General features: G+C 33.6%; 16 protein-coding genes. 3 read left to right on the forward strand and 13 right to left on the reverse strand.

The annotated features are described in order from the left end of the window. Positions 1-25: 25 nt before the first annotated feature. The 6 genes from ABD011_RS02745 to ABD011_RS02770 form a co-directional block, all read right to left on the reverse strand. A complete protein-coding gene (locus ABD011_RS02745; RefSeq protein ID WP_343795589.1) occupies positions 26-517 on the reverse strand; it encodes a DUF6646 family protein in 492 nt (163 codons plus the stop codon). A 35-nt stretch (positions 518-552) separates the two neighbouring features. After that, positions 553-1,422 carry a cupin-like domain-containing protein gene (locus ABD011_RS02750; RefSeq protein ID WP_131506251.1) on the reverse strand — a complete coding sequence of 290 codons (870 nt, stop codon included), beginning with the start codon at positions 1,420-1,422 and terminating at the stop codon, positions 553-555. Positions 1,423-1,506: 84 nt separating this feature from the next. Next, positions 1,507-1,986, reverse strand: coding sequence for a hypothetical protein (locus ABD011_RS02755; protein WP_131506250.1), 480 nt, complete (start codon positions 1,984-1,986; stop codon positions 1,507-1,509). A gap of 74 nt (positions 1,987-2,060) precedes the next feature. After that, a complete protein-coding gene (locus tag ABD011_RS02760; RefSeq protein WP_131506249.1) occupies positions 2,061-3,497 on the reverse strand; it encodes a flotillin family protein in 1,437 nt (478 codons plus the stop codon). A 60-nt stretch (positions 3,498-3,557) separates the two neighbouring features. After that, a complete protein-coding gene (locus ABD011_RS02765; RefSeq protein ID WP_343795594.1) occupies positions 3,558-4,196 on the reverse strand; it encodes a hypothetical protein in 639 nt (212 codons plus the stop codon). A gap of 363 nt (positions 4,197-4,559) precedes the next feature. Further along, positions 4,560-6,377, reverse strand: coding sequence for a TonB-dependent receptor plug domain-containing protein (locus ABD011_RS02770; protein ID WP_343795596.1), 1,818 nt, complete (start codon positions 6,375-6,377; stop codon positions 4,560-4,562). A 79-nt stretch (positions 6,378-6,456) separates the two neighbouring features. On the opposite strand from ABD011_RS02770, the gene ABD011_RS02775 reads away from it, so the two are divergent. After that, complete coding sequence (locus tag ABD011_RS02775) at positions 6,457-7,950, forward strand: aminotransferase-like domain-containing protein (RefSeq protein WP_343795598.1); 1,494 nt, start codon at positions 6,457-6,459, stop codon at positions 7,948-7,950. Positions 7,951-7,953: 3 nt separating this feature from the next. On the opposite strand, the gene ABD011_RS02780 is transcribed toward ABD011_RS02775, so the two are convergent. After that, entirely contained in the window at positions 7,954-8,367 is a 414-nt protein-coding gene (locus ABD011_RS02780) for a putative signal transducing protein (protein ID WP_343795600.1), read from the reverse strand. Between the two features lie 106 nt (positions 8,368-8,473). On the opposite strand from ABD011_RS02780, the gene ABD011_RS02785 reads away from it, so the two are divergent. Next, on the forward strand, positions 8,474-8,992 hold the full coding sequence (locus ABD011_RS02785; RefSeq protein WP_343795602.1) for a DUF2975 domain-containing protein: 519 nt from the start codon (positions 8,474-8,476) through the stop codon (positions 8,990-8,992). 2 nt (positions 8,993-8,994) lie between these two features. Next, positions 8,995-9,201, forward strand: a complete 207-nt coding sequence (locus ABD011_RS02790) for a helix-turn-helix domain-containing protein (protein ID WP_131506243.1) — start codon at positions 8,995-8,997, stop codon at positions 9,199-9,201. A 13-nt stretch (positions 9,202-9,214) separates the two neighbouring features. Here ABD011_RS02790 and ABD011_RS02795 read toward each other — a convergent pair whose 3' ends face one another. From ABD011_RS02795 to glmS, 6 genes are all read right to left on the reverse strand, one after another. Beyond that, positions 9,215-9,670: a hypothetical protein gene (locus ABD011_RS02795; RefSeq protein WP_343795605.1), complete on the reverse strand. Its 456-nt coding sequence runs from the start codon at positions 9,668-9,670 to the stop codon at positions 9,215-9,217. Between the two features lie 211 nt (positions 9,671-9,881). Then, a complete protein-coding gene (locus tag ABD011_RS02800; RefSeq protein WP_129759603.1) occupies positions 9,882-10,175 on the reverse strand; it encodes a F0F1 ATP synthase subunit delta/epsilon in 294 nt (97 codons plus the stop codon). A 60-nt stretch (positions 10,176-10,235) separates the two neighbouring features. Then, positions 10,236-11,744: a F0F1 ATP synthase subunit beta gene (gene atpD, locus ABD011_RS02805; protein ID WP_134198453.1), complete on the reverse strand. Its 1,509-nt coding sequence runs from the start codon at positions 11,742-11,744 to the stop codon at positions 10,236-10,238. A gap of 169 nt (positions 11,745-11,913) precedes the next feature. Next, positions 11,914-13,569, reverse strand: coding sequence for a G-D-S-L family lipolytic protein (locus ABD011_RS02810; RefSeq protein ID WP_343795607.1), 1,656 nt, complete (start codon positions 13,567-13,569; stop codon positions 11,914-11,916). 4 nt (positions 13,570-13,573) lie between these two features. Next, entirely contained in the window at positions 13,574-16,321 is a 2,748-nt protein-coding gene (locus ABD011_RS02815; RefSeq protein ID WP_131506240.1) for a TonB-dependent receptor, read from the reverse strand. A 190-nt stretch (positions 16,322-16,511) separates the two neighbouring features. After that, entirely contained in the window at positions 16,512-18,359 is a 1,848-nt protein-coding gene (gene glmS / locus ABD011_RS02820) for a glutamine--fructose-6-phosphate transaminase (isomerizing) (RefSeq protein ID WP_131506239.1), read from the reverse strand.

Below are 18,359 nucleotides of genomic sequence, written 5' to 3' on the forward strand. Positions count from 1 at the left end.
AAATCCTAATTTGTGGTGAATAAACTTACAAATTAAATGAAGCTCCAATATTTAAAGCAAACTGATTATGAATGTAATAACTAATGTCAGATTTATCATCGCTATATTTTGCTAAAGGGAATGATGCTTCTGTAAAAATTCCAAAACCATCAGTGAAAAAATACCGAGCTCCAACATGACCTCCAAAATTCTTTAAGCTAATGTTTAAACCAGGATAAAGATCAAAGTTTTCATCGATATTTACCACATTACCTAAATTAGCATTAAAACGCCCTTTAATATCAAAGCGATCACCAAAACCAGCATCTAAACGATCATCAATTCCTAAAGCATAGGTAGAGGATACACCAATAGAGATATTTTCGCCTAAACCATAGTCGTAACTTACATTAATTCCTGTAGCTTCATCTTGCAAATTCAGTCCGACTTGAAATTTCTGGTCTCCTTTTCCTTTAAATGCTTGTGCATTTACTAATGAAAATGAAATTAATGCAATAAATAAAAATAAGTTTTTCATAATTAAAATGTCTTAAAGTTTTAAGCCTGTAAATATTATAAATTCTTAAGATAGTTATTGGTCTTTGTTATGGCTTTTTCGTTTTTCCAATCTATCCAGTTCTGTCCTTTAATTCTACGCATTACATTATCAAAATGTCTCATAATAAAAATATTGTATAGCGCTTTTGATAAATTTTTAGGACGCTTTGCTATAGATCTTAGACTCATAGAAAAGCCTGGGGTCACATATTTCATGTAATGCCAATAGCCTTCAGGCATATAAAGGACTTCTCCATGGTTGAGTTCAGTAGTGTAGCCTTTAGCATGTTGTAATGCTGGCCATTTTTTGAAATCTGGATTGGAAAAATCAATATCTTCTCTTGTGATTAAAGAGTGAGGTACTTTATATAGATACTTGTTTTGTTTTTGGTCAAAAAGGATAATTTGTTTTTTACCTTCAAAATGAAAATGAAAAATATTAGCCAAATCAATATCATAATGCATAAAGGTATAAGAGTCTTCTCCACCAAAAAATAACATTGGTAGTCCTTTCATTAACCGAATACCAAAATTAGGATAGCTAAAATCTTTTTGAAGTTGAGGTACTTCTTTTAAAATGTTCCAAAGAAAAATACGATAACGTGTAGGTTCTTTTTTAAGTAAATCTACATAGTCGCGCATTTTCATTTTAGCATGTGGCTCGTTAAAACCGTCTTTATAATCAACAGGTCTGTCGTCATAAAGTGGTACGGTTTTATCACCAGCAACCGACTTCATATAATCTAAATTCCATTTGGAATACGCAGGCCAATCTTCGATAAAACGCTCTATAACCACAGGTTTTTGTGGTTTATAATAGTGTTTTATGAAATCCTCTTTAGTGATGGTTTTTACTCGAGGGATGTCCTGAAGTTGTAATTTCAATGCTATTAATTTAGAACGCCAAAGTTAAGAAAACGTTACGAAATGAATTACATTGTGTATTGAAAAATTTTACACTGAAAAGAATTACAGCCATTTAGATTCATTTTCGGTTGCATCCAAAATATCAATTTGCAAGACTTCGGCTAAATGTTTAGCTACTTCAAAAGCATCGTCTTTGTCAGTTGTTATGTAGGCTTCAATTTTTTTGTTAGAATTATAAAATAAATTCAATTTGATAATTTGATTTTCCCAAACAGCTGAAGCTCCCATTCCTTGTACTCGCTTGTTTTCTTTTGTTTTGAATACAGATACATATTCAATATCAGGTAAAGGTTTCCATTTACCTATATCAATTCCTAATGCGGAGTATAATTGACGATAGGTTTTATTGGCTAAATTAATTTCAGAACCTTCTCTTAGCATAAGAAATACACCGATTCCTGAAAGAATTAAATTGAAGTAATTATTAAATATAAATCCATAGATTCCAAAACAAAACAATGTAACTCCTAGTACTTGTTTCATCACAGGTGCTTTTCGGATGTATTTTATCTTTTTATTCATAAAGTAAATTATAGTTTAAAGATTATGAGTTTAGTAACGAAAGAAAAATCCGCTAAGTAGCGGATTTTCAATGTTTAGTTTTTATCATCTTCCTTTTTGCTAGGTAGAGATTTTGTCTCTTCTGGATCTTTTTTGTCTTTACCTTTAAGATACTCAGGTAAATCCATTCCTGCCATATTAAACATTTCCTGCAGAGGAGGAACAGCTTTGTACATTCCTGAGATAAAGTTAGATGTTGAAGATTTTCCGTCTTTATTACCTCCATTTTCCCAAACAGTTACTTTATCTATCTTAATATTTTTAATGGCTTCAGCTTGTGTTTTTACTAGTTCTGGTAACTTATCAGCAATTAATAAAAGTACAGCGTCTTTAGAGTTGTTACCAGCTGCTTTTACGATTTCATCTAAACCTGCAGCTTGTTTGGTTAATACTTCATAAAGCCCTTTTGCTTCAGCTTGTGCTTTAAACAATATAGCATCTGCCTCACCTTTTGCACGTCTTCTAATGCGTTCTGCTTCAGCTTCAGCATCAATTTCAGCTTTCTTTTTAGCAATTTCAGTAGGTACAATAACATCAGCCATTTGTGATGAGCGTTCACGTTCTGCTCTGGCAGTTTCAGCTTCTTGCTCAGCAGCATACGACTCTTGTAATGCTTTTGCAGCTTGTACTTTCTCTGAAGCAATTGCTACACGTTCAGCTTCGGCTTCACGTTGACGACGTAAGGAATCTGAATTAGCAACCGAAATTTTAGCTGTATTTTCTCCTTCAACAGCTTTAGCATTTGCAGCGGCAACTTGTGTTTTTTCGTCCTGTACTGCATTAGCTTCACCAATAGCTCCATCTCTGTTTTTCTCAGCAACCGATTTACGAGCAGCATTAATAGCGTGTGCTGCGGCTTCTTTACCTAAAGCTTCAATGTATCCTGATTCATCAACAATATCAGTAATATTTACGTTGATGAGTTTAAGACCAACTTTTTTTAGCTCAGATTCTACAGACTGTGAAATATTGGTTAAGAATTTATCTCTATCAGAATTAATTTCTTCAATATCCATAGAAGCAACTACCAAACGTAACTGACCAAAAATAATTTCTTTAGCAAGTTCTTGAATGTCTTGTAAGCCTAAACCTAATAAACGTTCTGCAGCATTTTGCATTACTCCAGGTTCAGTAGAAACACCAATGGTAAAACGCGATGGTACATTTACACGAATGTTTTGTTTAGAAAGTGCGTTTACTAAGTTTACTTCAATAGAGATTGGTGTTAAATCGAGATATTCATAATCTTGAATTACAGGAACTATAAAAGCAGCTCCACCATGAATACATTTGGCAGATTTTCCGCCTCCAACTTTTCCATAGACTACAAGTATTCTATCTGATGGACAACGTTTGTAACGCTTAATAAGGATAACTAAGGTTAAAACTATAAATAGTGCTACAAAAATAAGTAGCATTGGACCGCCTAAACTTTCAACGTTGAAGCTTTCCTGAAGGGTTAGAAATTTCATTTGAGTCATTTTAAAGATTTAATAGATTGTGTTATGATTTTATGATAGATTAATAGTGTGTTACTCAATTAAGTTGTTGTTACCGTTATTGAGTTTTTGATGCTCAGCAACTGAGGGTTCAATTGGTTTTCTGGTTTGGTCAACAATAAGAATACCGTTAGAGGTAACGTCTACAACTTTAATTATTGTTCCAGATTTTAATTCGGTTAATGAGTCGGTTAAAGCGTCTAATTCACGCACAGTTCCTTGTACATTAACGCTTACTTTACCCATACTAGAGCGATCTGCACCAATAGTAAGGTAAACTTCACCAACTGCATCTATAGCATTTTTATAGTTAAGAGTTCCGCTATCGCTAAGCTTACTTATAAAATGAAACATTGCAGCCATGATTAGCATCATTAGTAAACCGCTAATTATAGAAATAATTATGGTTGTAGGTTTAGAATATCCTGCATTTAAACAAGCAATTCCACTCCAGCCAAAAATAGTAAAGAACCCAACCAAATTTTTGAATGTGATAAACTGAAAACCTGCACCTATGTCGCTATCGATATCAGTGTCAATATCGCCTAAGTCATCAGCATCACCTCCTAAAAAAGCCATAAACATTACTGCCAAAAATACAACAGAACCTATAATGGCAACTACCCAGTATACTTTAGGCAAAAATTCTAAATTTGAAAACCACTCTGTCATATTTTAAAGATTTTAAATGCGTTAATAAATATACAATCATTGTAAGATTATTCTATCTTATTTTTGAAAGTTTTCGACAAAGTTTAGCCACCTTATAGACTTATATAGTCTTGGATGTTTTTTGAAATCTTTTTTGGATAGTGAATTATCCAAAATTTAGGAATGTCAATAGTATAAATTTAAGATGGTTAGTCTTGGCGGTTTTTAAACCATATTTTTTGAGCTCTAAAAAAGGAAGGTGTAAAAACTACTTTCAATATATCAGTAGTTTACAATTTAATTTTGTTACATTTTTGAAATAAATTTAAAAAAAAATTCCTGTCTGAAATAGACAGGAATTACATTTAATGCGTTTACTTGTTTTTATCTAAAGTTATAACGCAACCCAAATAATACATTGCTTGGAGGCATTGGAACAAATCCTGACTCAATGTAATCTACATCAAAAATGTTGTTTGCAGTTACACTAAACTCAGCAGATTTTACTTTTACAATAACTGATGCATCCCAAACATTGTAAGTTTGTCCTGTAGTACGTTCGGCATATTTATAAACTATGTTTTGTCTTACATTTTTAAATAACTGAGAGCTAAACCTAGTAATGTATTGGTGTTTTAATGTGTTTAATGAGTAACGTGATAAATCTTCGTTTTGATCTAAAATGTTATCATCTAAGTATGAATAGCCAAAGCCTAATGTTTGTTTATAGTTATTAATGTTGAAGTTATAGGCAGCATCAAACTCTAGTCCTTTGGTATTAACTTCGGTAATATTGGTAGCTGTGAAAGTGTCTTCAGACACGTCTGTTCTTACATAATCAATTAAATTTTTTGCGTCTCTGTTAAACGCTGCAATGCTAGCTGTAAGTTTTGCTGAAGTATATTTAAGACCTACTTCTTGTGCAAAAGCTTCTTCGGGTTCTAAGTTAGAATTTCCTTGGGTAACAGGGTCGCTATAATACAAGTCAGTGTAAGTAGGAATACGATAGGTATATCCAATATTTCCGTAAGCTTTTAAACGGTCTGAAATGTCATAACCAATATCTAAACCTGGAAATGCATGAAACTTAAAATCGGAAAAGTAAGTTAGTGCAACACCAGGAGTAACATCTAGTTTATCATTAGCAAATTTAAATTGATGTTCAACAAAAGCTGTAGCCATAAAGCGGTTACGTTGTCCAAGATTATTACTACTAATGTAAACTTGGGATAAATCGATACCAAATCCTGTTACACCTGCTTTTGAAGTATAAGATGCATTGGCTTCAGCTCCTATTTTGTTTGTAATATGAAGGTTTCTGTAAAAACTAGGTTCTTCTTTACGTAGTAAAAAGAGGTCTTGGTTTCTTTTCCAGTAAACCCTTGGTTGTATCTTTAATTTGTTTGATGCAAATTTTGTTGTAAATGCTAAAAGGCTATTTTGGGTTTCTTCGTACTCAAAAAATGTTGGGTTTGTGGTATAAAAATTTTGAGCACCAAACTTTCTATCCATAAAGGTAGCAAGCATTTCAATAGGTTTATGTTTGGTATTGAAAATGCTTTTCAAAAAGAAATTGGTGTTATCATAATCGGTATTTGTACGATATCCATCCGAAGTCATTTTCCCTGCATGTACTAGGTGTTGAGAATTTTCAAGCGAACTAGCAGCAGTTATTGAACCGTTAAGTTGACCGAAAGAACCTGCTTCTGCATTAACAGACACTGATGTGTCTAACTTGTTTTTGGTAACAATATTGATGGCACCATTAAAGGCGTTTTGGCCAAATATTCTAGCAGCAGGACCTTTAACAATTTCAATACGCTCAATAACTTCTAGCGGAAGTGCGGCATTCATAGTATGATGACCTGTTTGGGCATCGTCCATTTTTATACCATCAATTAGTAATAAGGTTTGATCAAAACCACCACCTCTTATATATAAATCGGCTTGACTGCCTCCAGTACCACGACGCCTAATATCGACTCCTGCAAATTGCTGAAGTAAATCAGCAACATTAGTTGCTGCACTATTTTTTATATCCTTACTTGATATAACAGTAATGGTTCTTGAGTTTTCTTTAAACGGAACATCGATTCGTGTTGAAGTTATTACAACCGAGTCTAGATTTTGTTCCTCTAGTTCTTGAGCTTTTATTGATAATGAAAAAATAAAAAGTACAGTAAATAAAGAGATTGCTCTCATAATATAAATGATTTTCGTGTTTTTAACGCTGCAAAAGTCGTAACTTTCCGGATCATTAAAGTAGTCCAGTTTTAAAACAATGAGTAGTCCGGTTGAAGACAATCTTAAATCTTTAATTGCATTTGATAAAGCGTCAAGCACTTCGGTTTATATTCAAATTGCACAGCAAATGGTAAATGCTATACAAAGAGGCTATTTACATGAAGGAATAGCACTTCCAGGAACAAGAAAATTTAGTGAGATATTATCTATTAATAGAAATACAGCTGTTGCTGTTTATGATGAGTTAGCATCGCAAGGTTGGGTTGATATTGTACCCAATAAAGGAACGTTTGTACTGATGCCAGAGCAAAAAACGGCTGCTATTAAAGCAGCAACACAAAGTATTGAACACTTAACAGCATATCCTGAAACTACAGGTTTTCCATTTCAACCGTCTTTCAATTTGGCTTCTACAGAAGAAACAACACAATGTAATTATGTGATTAACGATGGTCAACCAGATTTAAGGTTGCATCCTACGCATCAGTTTTCAAGATGGTATAGTGCTTCTATGAAACGAACTGCTTTAATTTCTAAATGGAATCAAACCCATGAACAATCGCATTCAACATTCAATATACAATTGTGTAATTACCTCAATGCTACACGTGGGTTTCATATAAAACCGCATAACATTTTAAGTACAAGAAGTACTGAAATGAGTTTGTACATTGTATCTCGACTTCTTATTCAAAAAAATGACATTGTGCTTGTAGGCGATTTAAGTCACTACAAGTCTAATATGATTTTTCAACAGGCAGGAGCAACGCTAAAGACAATTCCTGTTGATGCTAATGGTATTGATGTAGATTTTATTGAAAGACATTTTACCAAAGGAAGCATACGTTGCGTTTATATTTGTGCGCATAGGCAGTATCCAACTACAGTAACACTTTCTGCCGAAAGACGTTTAAAGCTATTACAGTTAGCAAAGGTTTATGGTTTTGCTATCATTGAAGACGATTTTGACTACGATTTTCAATTTGATGGGTCTGCAATGTTACCAATGGCTAGTGCAGATGCTGAAGGTGTTGTTATCTATTTAGGACGATTGGGTCAGTCGTTTTTCCCAAGTTTTCAAGCTGGTTTTATAGTAGCTCCTCAAACTATTATTAAAGAAGCGAACAATTACTTGCAAATTTTGGATAAGCAAGGTGATTTAATTCAAAAGCAAATGCTTGCAGAACTTATTAATGAAGGTGAGATACATCGTTTAATTAAAAAGAATATTACCATTTATAAAGCAAGACGCGATTATTTAATTTCTTGTTTACAACATCATTTTAGCGATGACTTGTATTGGAAAGTGCCTTCTGGTGGCTTAGCCATTTGGTTACATTTTAAACCTAGTATATCGCTTGCTAAACTTGCTGAAAAAACTAAAGCGCGAGATTTATTGTTGCCAAAAACAATACTGTATCAAAGCAAAACTATTTGCGCTATTAGGTTTGGCTATGGACATTTAAATGAAGATGAAATAACAACAGTCGTTACTATTTTAAAAGAGTCTTACACGGCAATTAAAGATTAGTAGTTATTTTATATTAAATTCAGTATTGCATTCCTCACATCTGTATTTGTCTTTTGCATAAAATGGGAGAGTACTGAATAAAAACCCAATAAGGAAAGAGAAAAATGATTTAAAATCTTTAATAGTTGAAAACAACATTACTTTACTACTATTGCAGTTAGGGCATTGTATAGCGTTACCATCGTCATCTATAGAATATTTATTAATGGTTTTTAAAATATGTTGTGCTTTTAAAGCATCTTTAGCGAGTACTTTTAGCTTAACACCACCAATAGCATTGCTAACCAAAGGATCAGTATCTATAGTTAAATGATCACTTAAAAAGACTTCAATACCTTCAGATTCTAAACGTCCTTTTATAATTTGCGCTTCTGTAGAGTACTGAAATTTTGCAATGGTTTTAAAGGTTGATGACATATTTGTTTTTATATTGATTATAAATATAGCTTTTTAGATTTTAGTTAAAATTATTGTTTTTCGATAATTTTTTATACATTTGTTATTGTTAAACGATAATTTATGAATGAAGTCATTACAAGTTTTTAAAATAATGCATGTGATATCGTGGATTATTTTTATAGGATTAAGTATTAAGGCAGGTGCATTAATAATCTCATTTATTGTTAGCATTTTTGTGAATGAATTTGCGTCAAAAAACCTTTACCTTGGGTTAGATTTATTAAATGTGTACAATTTTAGTGTGTTTCATTACTCGAGCATAATTGTGTTATATATTCTAACCGCAATACTGAAAGCCTATTTATTCTATCTATTGATTAAAGTGTTTAGACATTTAGATGTCAACAATCCGTTTAATTTAAAAGTTGCAAAAACAATTACTAAAATTAGTTATGTTTCATTTTGTATAGGCTTAATTGCAGCACTAGCTTATGGATATACTATATGGCTTTCTCAAAAAGTGTTTTTTGCATTTAACTGGAATGCTTCAGGATTTCTTTTTATGGCTGGAGTTATATTTATAATTGCCTTTTTATATAAACGCGCTGTTGAATTACAAACAGAAAACGAATTAACTATATAATCATGCCAATAGTAGTCAATCTAGATGTTATGCTAGAAAAAAGAAATATGAAGAGTAACGAGCTGGCAGAAATTATAGGTATTACTACAGCAAACCTCTCTATATTAAAAACAGGAAAAGCAAAAGCGATTCGGTTTTCAACTTTAGAAGCAATATGTAAAGCTTTGGATTGCCAACCTTCAGATATTTTGGAATATACTAAAGATTAAAACAGTTAGATTATTACAGATATTTAACCTGTTTTGTTTCTCTATATACATCTTTATTTACCCACCTATGGTTGCCTCTTTCACGAGCGTCTAACAAATCAATGTTTAATTTATCAGAAAAAATAAAGGCCTTTTCAATAACTGAATCATAATCATCAAGTAAAAAAAGGTTTAAAAATTCATTGTTTCCATACCATAAGTTTACTTGGTAACTACCTCGGGAGCTAAACATTGAAATGTAATTTAAGTCTTCAAGATTTTGCCATTTTTCATTATGATTAAATATACCTATAGTGTAGGAATGTTTTATTTTATGCTCACTGAAGTTAAAATGTATTGAATGTTGCGCTACAATTGGAGTAAAGCAATAAATAAGCGTTATGAAAATTAAAATAGAGAAAATAATCATTTTAATAATATCAGAAGATGTTAAGCTTTGAATAATGCTTCTACTAAAAATAAAGTACATAAGACCAAAAAACGATGTAAAAATTAGTGAAAATACAATACGGTAAAACCAGGGTACATTAGGTTCTTTAATTATAAATTCACTTTTATACATATTAGTAAATGTATTGGCTTAAGTTAAATTATGAGTCATGGTTATTTTAATTAAAGCTACATAAAAAAAGCCAAACAAAACTGTTTGGCTTTTTAATATTAAGAATAAAGAAATGTAATTAGTCAGCTAATACAATTACTTTATTGTCTTTCATTTCAATAGTTCCTGAATTAATTTTCACAGTTAGTATTTTGTCATTATCATTATGAGGAACAACACTTGCATGTAGCTCATCAAATACTAAATGACTTTGTGTGTGAGTGTGGATTCTAATAGTTCCTTCTTTTAAAAGCGACACGATAGGAGCGTGGTCTTTTAACATTTCAAACTCACCATTAACTCCAGGAACAACAACAGAATCTACTTCTGATGAAAAAATTGTTGCTTCTGGTGATACAATTTCTAAATACATAGTTTTTTAGTTTGCAGTTGCAGTTTGCAGTCAATAGAGACTGATTACTGCCAACTAATTTTAAGCTTCAGCTAACATTTTCTCACCAGCTTCAATCGCTTCTTCGATAGTTCCTTTAAGGTTAAACGCTGCTTCTGGTAAGTGATCTAATTCACCATCCATAATCATGTTAAATCCTTTAATAGTTTCTTTAATATCAACTAATACACCAGGAATACCAGTAAACTGCTCAGCTACGTGGAAAGGTTGTGATAAGAAACGTTGTACACGACGCGCACGAGATACAGCAAGTTTGTCTTCTTCAGATAATTCTTCCATACCAAGAATTGCGATAATGTCTTGTAATTCTTTATAACGTTGTAATAACTCTTTTACACGTTGTGCACAGTCATAGTGCTCATTTCCTAAAATATCAGCAGTTAAAATTCTTGATGTAGAATCTAATGGGTCTACCGCAGGATAAATACCAAGCTCAGCAATTTTACGAGATAATACCGTTGTTGCATCTAAGTGAGCAAACGTTGTTGCAGGAGCAGGATCTGTTAAATCATCCGCAGGTACGTAAACCGCTTGTACAGATGTAATAGAACCTTTTTTAGTTGATGTAATACGCTCTTGCATTGCACCCATTTCTGTTGCTAATGTAGGTTGGTAACCTACCGCAGATGGCATACGACCTAAAAGTGCAGATACCTCTGAACCAGCTTGTGTAAAACGGAAGATGTTATCTACGAAGAAAAGTACGTCTTTTCCTTGACCGTCACCAGCTCCATCACGGAAATATTCTGCTATAGTTAATCCTGAAAGTGCTACACGAGCACGAGCTCCAGGAGGCTCATTCATTTGTCCGAATACGAAAGTAGCTTTAGAACCTTTCATTGCAGTTTTATCTACTTTAGATAAATCCCATCCGCCATCTTCCATAGAGTGCATAAAGTCATCACCATATTTAATAATACCAGACTCTAACATCTCACGAAGTAAATCGTTTCCTTCACGAGTTCTTTCTCCAACACCTGCAAATACTGAAAGACCACCATGTCCTTTTGCAATATTGTTAATTAACTCCTGAATTAATACGGTTTTACCTACACCAGCACCACCAAACAATCCAATTTTACCACCTTTAGCATAAGGCTCAATAAGATCGATTACTTTAATACCTGTAAAAAGTACTTCAGTAGAAGTTGATAAATCTTCAAATTTTGGCGCTTGTCTGTGAATTGGTAAACCTGCGTCACCAGCTTTAGGTAAATTTCCAATACCATCAATAGCATCTCCAATTACATTAAATAGACGTCCGTAAACATCTTCACCAATTGGCATTTGAATAGGAGCACCAGTAGCAGTAACTTCTGTTCCTCTACTTAAACCATCAGAAGAGTCCATTGCAATAGTACGTACAGTATCTTCACCAATGTGAGATTGTACCTCTAGTACTAGAACAGAACCATCAGGTCTTTTAATTTCTAACGAATCATAAATTTTTGGAAGTTCAGCACCAGCTCCGAATTCAACATCGATAACTGGACCTACTATTTGTGCAACTTTACCTGTAACTTTTGACATTACTTATGTGTTTAATATTATGCAATTTAATTGAATGAAAACACCTATTGTTTTCGCGCTGCAAATATATGAGTTTTAATTTAAAAACTCTATCATTTTTTCAGGCTTTTTAAGCATAAAAAAACACCTTCAACTTGAAGGTGTTTTGTATAAGATTTTTTAAGATAGTTTATTGAAGTGTAGGAGAGTAATTTGTTGGGTAATTTCCAATGTTTACCAAATTACCTGAAGCTTCAAAGTTTGAACCGTAAGTAGCATCAATTGCTTTCATAAATTCATTTGCAAGTAAAGCATAACCTCTAGATGTTGGATGTACACCATCTAATGAGAACGCTCCACCTGTAACTAAATCAGAAGTTAGTGTAAAGTCACCATCAGAATATCCGCTACTTGCTAATTGCATCATCAATGAGTTAGCATCAACAAATGCTAAACCAGCAGATGTAGCAGCAGTTTCAAGCGTTGCATTAAAGCTTGCTGTTGCAGAAGCGATTTCAGCTTGCTCTGTTGGTATTAATACCCATTTATCTTCTAAAGGTAAAGTAATCCCTTCAATTGCAAATTGACCCGCTAATTCGGCTGGTAAACCTTGACCTGCTAAAAAGCCAGCATAATCCATATTTACTTCACCAATCACTGAACTACTTGGTAAAACAAATAAGTCGTTTTCAGTAGCTTGTCTTGTTTGCCCATAAGTTTGCCCTAAAAGGTTAGCTACTAACTGTACAACAATAGGGTTACTACCATCTAAACCAAATTGTGCTATAAAAGCAGGGAATGTTGGACTTGCCATTAGTGCTCCTGTAATTTGAGCTGAAATATCATCTAAGCTTTCGTCTTTAATAACTACAGCGCTTGCTTCAGTTTCAGAAAAAACTATAGCTCTTTCAGGTTGACCTAAAGCAACATAAATTTGGTTTATAGCACCGAAAATTGAGTTTAATAATGGTATTTGAGGACCAAAATCTTCATTTGTTGGGTCTAATGGGTTGTGAGGTACTGTAGTAAAATGTGGTATTGAAGTCACATCAGGAATGTTAGCCATTACACCTTTTGCACCACCAGAAGTTAATGTAGTTACTAGGGTGTTTATAGCAAAATCAAAAGTGGCTTGGTCAGTTATTGTACTTGAACCATCACCACCAGAAGTAGCATATCCTAAAACATCATTGTTACCAGCCCATAATGTAAAGAAAGTTGGTGATTGCGCCATTGCAAGTTCTAATACACTTGCATCAGGAGTAGCACCTGTCATTCTTATGAAATATGGGTTAGCAGCAGCTGGGAAATTAGCAATGTTACCGTATCCTGGAGCTATTAAGTGAAAACTAGCTGCACCAGGAACTCCCATATTATTAAAAGGACCAGTTGGGTTGTTTAGTAAGAAATCAGTTGTTGAAGTCACAGGACCAATAACATCTTCTAGATCTTGCGGAGCTCCACCAGTAGTTACTAATCTAGGCTTAAATAGTTGCTCTCCAGTTAAAGGATGAAAAACAGGAGTTCCACCTAATATAAGACCTCCAATATTATCATTCATTAATGGTTGAGTAAAACTTCCACCTCCAGCAAAAGCAAATTGAGTTGCTAAAATATTAGGAAGCGAGTTTTCTTGAGATGCAATAAACAATGCGTTGTCAGAAAATCCAGCGGTTAAAGAATTTCCTACTGATACATAGTTAGAAAAATCTGCTTCTCCAGCAGTTAAAGCTGGTAACTCCATTCCACCACCATTTGATGAATCGTCGTCATTTTCACAAGCTGTAAATCCTAATAATACAGCAAGTAACCATATATATTTTACTTTCATAATATTCTTTTTCATGTTATTATAAGTTGTTAATTGTCCAAGATACATAGTACATTGAACCTATATTACCAGTACCAATTGCTGTAAAGTATTCATCTCCTAGAATATTAGTTGCTCCTGCTTTAAATGTAGATTTAAAAGAAGGTACTCTAAGGTTGATTTGAGCATCTAAAGTATGGTATGAAGGAATCTCTCCGTCACCAAAAGTAGCTTGCCAGTAATAGTTGTCACTCCATCTCCAAGCTAAGTTAAAACCAAAGTTTTTAAATAAATCGGTATTACCAAAACTAGCTTTTACTTTATGCTCAGGAGTATTAAAGTTTGTTCTAAAATCAGGGAATGCGTCTTCATCAAAATCTTGCTTAGCATAAGTATAGTTACCGCTTAAATCAAAGTCACCAAATACTTTAGTAGAAACTCCAATAGAACCACCAAATGCATTCACATCTGCAGGAGAGTTTGTATAAGTTTGATATACTTTATAATCTCCATTTGCTACAGCAGCTAGTGAAAGAGAGTTGTCACCAACTTCACCATATAACGGAGCAATTACATTTTCACCTGAAATGAAATCTTGGTACTTATTGTAATAAACACTTAAGTCAACAATCGTTTTGTTTAGTTTTCCACGATACCCTACTTCAAATGAAGTTACTTTTTCTGGCGTTACTAAATCAGAATTAGCAATCACTAAGTCTGCTGGGTTTTCTGATTGCGCAAATGCTTGAACAGATGTTGCAAGATATGAGTTTTCATAAGCTGCTCTACCTGATTGTTGAACTGTAGATGGTACACCTAATAATTGACCAGATGCACTAACGCCATATGTTCTTGTATAACGATCTAAGTTATCAGGAGCAGAACCAACCAATATTGCTCTACCAGCATCTAATCCAATAAATAAATCTTGAGTAGTTGGGTTTCTAAAACCTGTTTGGAATGACCCTCTAATGTTGTGGTTTTCATTGATAGTGAAACCAGCTGAAAGTCTTGGAGATAAGAAACCATCAAAGAATTCAGATTTGTCATATCTAATAGATCCTGTAAGCTTAAGTTTTAAATTCTCATTAAGGTCTAGTTGTTTTTGTAACTGAGTGTATAATCCATATTCGTTATAGTCAATATTTCCATCATAATCAGTATAGATTGTACCGAATGAATTTAAGCTGTATTGTCTGTAAGAACCACCAACTTGAATTTCTATTTCATCCCAAAGGTGGCTAAAGTTATAATTACCATCTACATGATAGTATTTAGAAGCATCTTGGAATTTTGATCCACTAGCAAAATCAGGGTTAGTAATTACATTATTAAATGCAGCTTGGAATTCTGGAGTTCCAGGTACTAATCTTCCAGTTTCAGCAGCAGCTCTAGCAGCAGCGTGTGCTTGAGTATCATTTGCACCACCTAAAGTTGCAGCAGCATATGTTTGTATGTATTGCCCAAACCAATCTTCATCACTTTTCCAACTTCTATTGATATTAATTCCTGTAAATACCATGTCATAAGAATCACCTGCTTTGTCAGATACAATATATCCTCTTAAAAAGAAATTATCGTTTTTAACTTCAATTTTATGTTGTTCCTGAGTAAACCCATTAATGTAATACCTGTTAGTTCCTTGGTAAATTGTTGACCCAGTACCTACTTTACCAACATATTGAATTTCGAAGTCATTAGCCCATGGACGATAGTATAATCCCCAATCAGCCTTTACACTTTCAGCATTATAATCAGTTAGGTCTTCTTCATTATAACCAGTTCTACTAACTACAACATCAGGAATTATTCCTAATCCTCCAGAAGCAGCTCTGATGTTAGTTGCAACCTCATCACCATAAACATTGTATCCATCGTAACCTAGAGCATCTCTTGTGTCTCCAGTTCCTGGTTTACCATTGTAGTTATTAGCAGCCCAATCGGTTCCTTTTAACCAACCAAAATTTACTTTAGCAGCAAACTTGTCGCTAAACTTATAAGCCATTCTTATTCCTGCATCTCTATAAGTGTTGTCTCCAGCAGCATCTTGAGAAGTCATACCTTGCTTGTAATATCCACTTATACCTTGATGGTCAAAAGGGCTTTTACTTCTCATAAATAGTATACCATTAAAAGCATTTGCTCCATATAATGCAGAAGCAGCTCCTGGTAAAAGCTCAACACTTTGAATGTCTGTTTCATTCATACCCATAAGGTTACCTATTGGGAAGTTAAGTGCAGGTGTGGAGTTGTCCATACCATCTACTAACTGCATAAATCTTGTGTTTGCAAAGGTTGCAAAACCACGAGTATTAACAGATTTAAAGGTTAAACTGTTGGTGTTTACGTCAACACCTTTTAAGTTTTCAAGACCATCATAAAAATCTGCTGAAGCAGTATTCTTGATTTCTTTTAATCCAAAACGCTCAACTGTAACAGGAGATTCGAAAATTCGTTCAGGAGTTCTTGAAGCTGAAATAACAACTTCATCTAATGAGGTTCCTTCAACTAAAATAACTTCTACTGTTTGAGGGTTTGTGGTTATTTCTTTTGTTACTGTTTCAAAGCCAACACTACTTATTTGTATAGAAAATGGTGGCTCTTGATTGTAGGTTAGGGTAAATTTACCATCAAAATCTGAAATTGTACCTGTTGTTGTACCTACTACTATTATATTCGCTCCAGGTAAAGGTTGACCGTTATTGTCAGTCACAGTCCCTTTCACGGTAGTTTGTGCAAAGGAAACAGCACAACAAAACAGCATAAAAATCTTAAGAATTGTTTTCATGTATAGAGAATTAGTTAATTTATTAATGGCAATATAAATAAATATACGAAATTTTAATGCGTTTTTTTAAAAAAGTATGCACGCATAGTAAAATTTTGAAAATATTTAAGGGTTAAAATTGTGTTTTTAGCAATTTTGAACACTTAAACTGAGAATTTAACATTTGATATTTAGTAAAATAAGAGCAAATTTACTCCACAGTTACTGACTTTGCTAAGTTTCTTGGTTGGTCTACATTTTTATTTAGCATTACTGCAATATGATATGATAATAATTGAAGCGGAATTGTAGTAACTAATGGAGATAACGACTCTAGAGTTTCAGGAACTTCAATAACGTGGTCAGCTAACTCTTTTACTTGCTGGTCACCTTCAGTAACTATTCCAATTATTTTTCCTTTTCTAGATTTTATTTCTTGAATATTACTTACAACTTTATCATAGTGTCCTTTTTTTGTAGCAATGACTACAATAGGCATGTTTTCATCTATTAATGCTATTGGTCCATGTTTCATTTCTGCTGCAGGATAACCTTCGGCATGGATGTATGAAATTTCTTTAAGCTTTAGAGCGCCTTCAAGTGCAACAGGGAAGTTGTAACCTCTCCCTAAATACAGGAAGTTTTTTACATCTTTATAAATGTTGGCTATAGTTTTTACATAGTCATCAGATTTTAGAACTTTTTCCACTTTACCAGGAATAAGTTCTAATTCGATTAAGTGATGTCTATAGTCTGAACTTGAAATAGTTCCTTTTGCTCTAGCTAATCTCAAAGCAATAAGCGTTAAGACAGTAATTTGTGTAGTGAACGCTTTTGTAGAAGCAACACCAATTTCTGGTCCAGCATGAGTGTAAGCTCCAGCGTCAGTTTCTCTTGCTATAGAAGAGCCTACTACATTACAAACACCAAAAACAAAAGCACCTTTAGATTTAGCGAGTTTTATTGCGGCCAATGTGTCAGCGGTTTCACCTGATTGCGAAATGGCTATCACTAAGTCCTTTTCTGTTATAACTGGGTTTCTATATCTAAATTCTGAGGCATATTCAACTTCAACAGGTATTCTTGCTAAGTCCTCAAAGATGTACTCTGATACTAAACCTGCATGCCAAGAGGTGCCACAAGCCACAACAATAATCCTGTCAGCATTAAGGAACTTTTTCATGTTATCCTCAACACCAGACATTTTTATTATGGCTTCGTTGGTTCTTAATCGACCTCTAAAAGTATCTAAAATTGCTCTAGGTTGTTCATATATTTCCTTAAGCATGAAATGGTCATAACCACCTTTTTCAATTTGTTCAAGGTTGAGTTGTAACTCTTGCATGTAAGGAGCAACAGGAGAGTCGTCTTTAATTTTCCTGATTTTAACTTCCTTGTCTCTTCTTACTATTGCCATTTCTTCGTCTTCAAGATAAATGGCGTTTTTAGTGTATTCTAAAAAAGGAGATGCATCACTAGCAATGAAAAATTCATCGTCACCAATACCAATGGCTAATGGACTTCCTAATCTAGCAACGACAATTTCGTTAGGTTTGTTTTTGTCAAACACAGCAATGGCATAAGCTCCTACAACTTGATTTAAGGCAATTTGAACAGCTTTACCTAGTTTTGTGTTTTCCTTTTTCATCACATCTTCAATCAAATTGACAAGAACTTCTGTGTCTGTATCTGATTTAAAAGTGTACCCTCTTTTTATAAGTTCTTTTTTTAAAGACTCATAGTTTTCGATTATTCCATTATGAATAATAACAAGGTTGCCTGAATTTGAATAGTGAGGATGAGAGTTTATATCGTTTGGAACACCATGAGTTGCCCATCTAGTATGACCAATTCCTAGAGTTCCATTTGTAGTTATTTCTTTTTCTAAACGTGCTTCTAAATCGGCAACTTTTCCTTTTGTTTTGGAAAGTTTTATATCAGAGCCATCATAAAGTGCAATACCTGCACTGTCGTAGCCTCTATATTCTAATCGTTTTAAACCTTTTAGAATTATTGGGTAAGCTTCTCGATGTCCAATATAGCCAACTATTCCGCACAT

This window comes from Gaetbulibacter jejuensis (genome assembly GCF_039524015.1).
Classification (GTDB): Bacteria; Bacteroidota; Bacteroidia; order Flavobacteriales; family Flavobacteriaceae; genus Gaetbulibacter_B; species Gaetbulibacter_B jejuensis.

Coding starts and splice junctions, on each gene's coding strand:
- ABD011_RS02745 (WP_343795589.1), bottom strand. CDS start 517: ATGAAAAACTTATTTTTATTTATTGCATTAATTTCATTTTCATTAGTA.
- ABD011_RS02755 (WP_131506250.1), bottom strand. CDS start 1,986: ATGAATAAAAAGATAAAATACATCCGAAAAGCACCTGTGATGAAACAA.
- ABD011_RS02760 (WP_131506249.1), bottom strand. CDS start 3,497: ATGAAATTTCTAACCCTTCAGGAAAGCTTCAACGTTGAAAGTTTAGGC.
- ABD011_RS02765 (WP_343795594.1), bottom strand. CDS start 4,196: ATGACAGAGTGGTTTTCAAATTTAGAATTTTTGCCTAAAGTATACTGG.
- ABD011_RS02770 (WP_343795596.1), bottom strand. CDS start 6,377: ATGAGAGCAATCTCTTTATTTACTGTACTTTTTATTTTTTCATTATCA.
- ABD011_RS02775 (WP_343795598.1), top strand. CDS start 6,457: ATGAGTAGTCCGGTTGAAGACAATCTTAAATCTTTAATTGCATTTGAT.
- ABD011_RS02780 (WP_343795600.1), bottom strand. CDS start 8,367: ATGTCATCAACCTTTAAAACCATTGCAAAATTTCAGTACTCTACAGAA.
- ABD011_RS02785 (WP_343795602.1), top strand. CDS start 8,474: ATGAAGTCATTACAAGTTTTTAAAATAATGCATGTGATATCGTGGATT.
- ABD011_RS02790 (WP_131506243.1), top strand. CDS start 8,995: ATGCCAATAGTAGTCAATCTAGATGTTATGCTAGAAAAAAGAAATATG.
- ABD011_RS02795 (WP_343795605.1), bottom strand. CDS start 9,670: ATGTACTTTATTTTTAGTAGAAGCATTATTCAAAGCTTAACATCTTCT.
- ABD011_RS02800 (WP_129759603.1), bottom strand. CDS start 10,175: ATGTATTTAGAAATTGTATCACCAGAAGCAACAATTTTTTCATCAGAA.
- atpD (WP_134198453.1), bottom strand. CDS start 11,744: ATGTCAAAAGTTACAGGTAAAGTTGCACAAATAGTAGGTCCAGTTATC.
- ABD011_RS02810 (WP_343795607.1), bottom strand. CDS start 13,569: ATGAAAAAGAATATTATGAAAGTAAAATATATATGGTTACTTGCTGTA.
- ABD011_RS02815 (WP_131506240.1), bottom strand. CDS start 16,321: ATGAAAACAATTCTTAAGATTTTTATGCTGTTTTGTTGTGCTGTTTCC.
- glmS (WP_131506239.1), bottom strand. CDS start 18,359: ATGTGCGGAATAGTTGGCTATATTGGACATCGAGAAGCTTACCCAATA.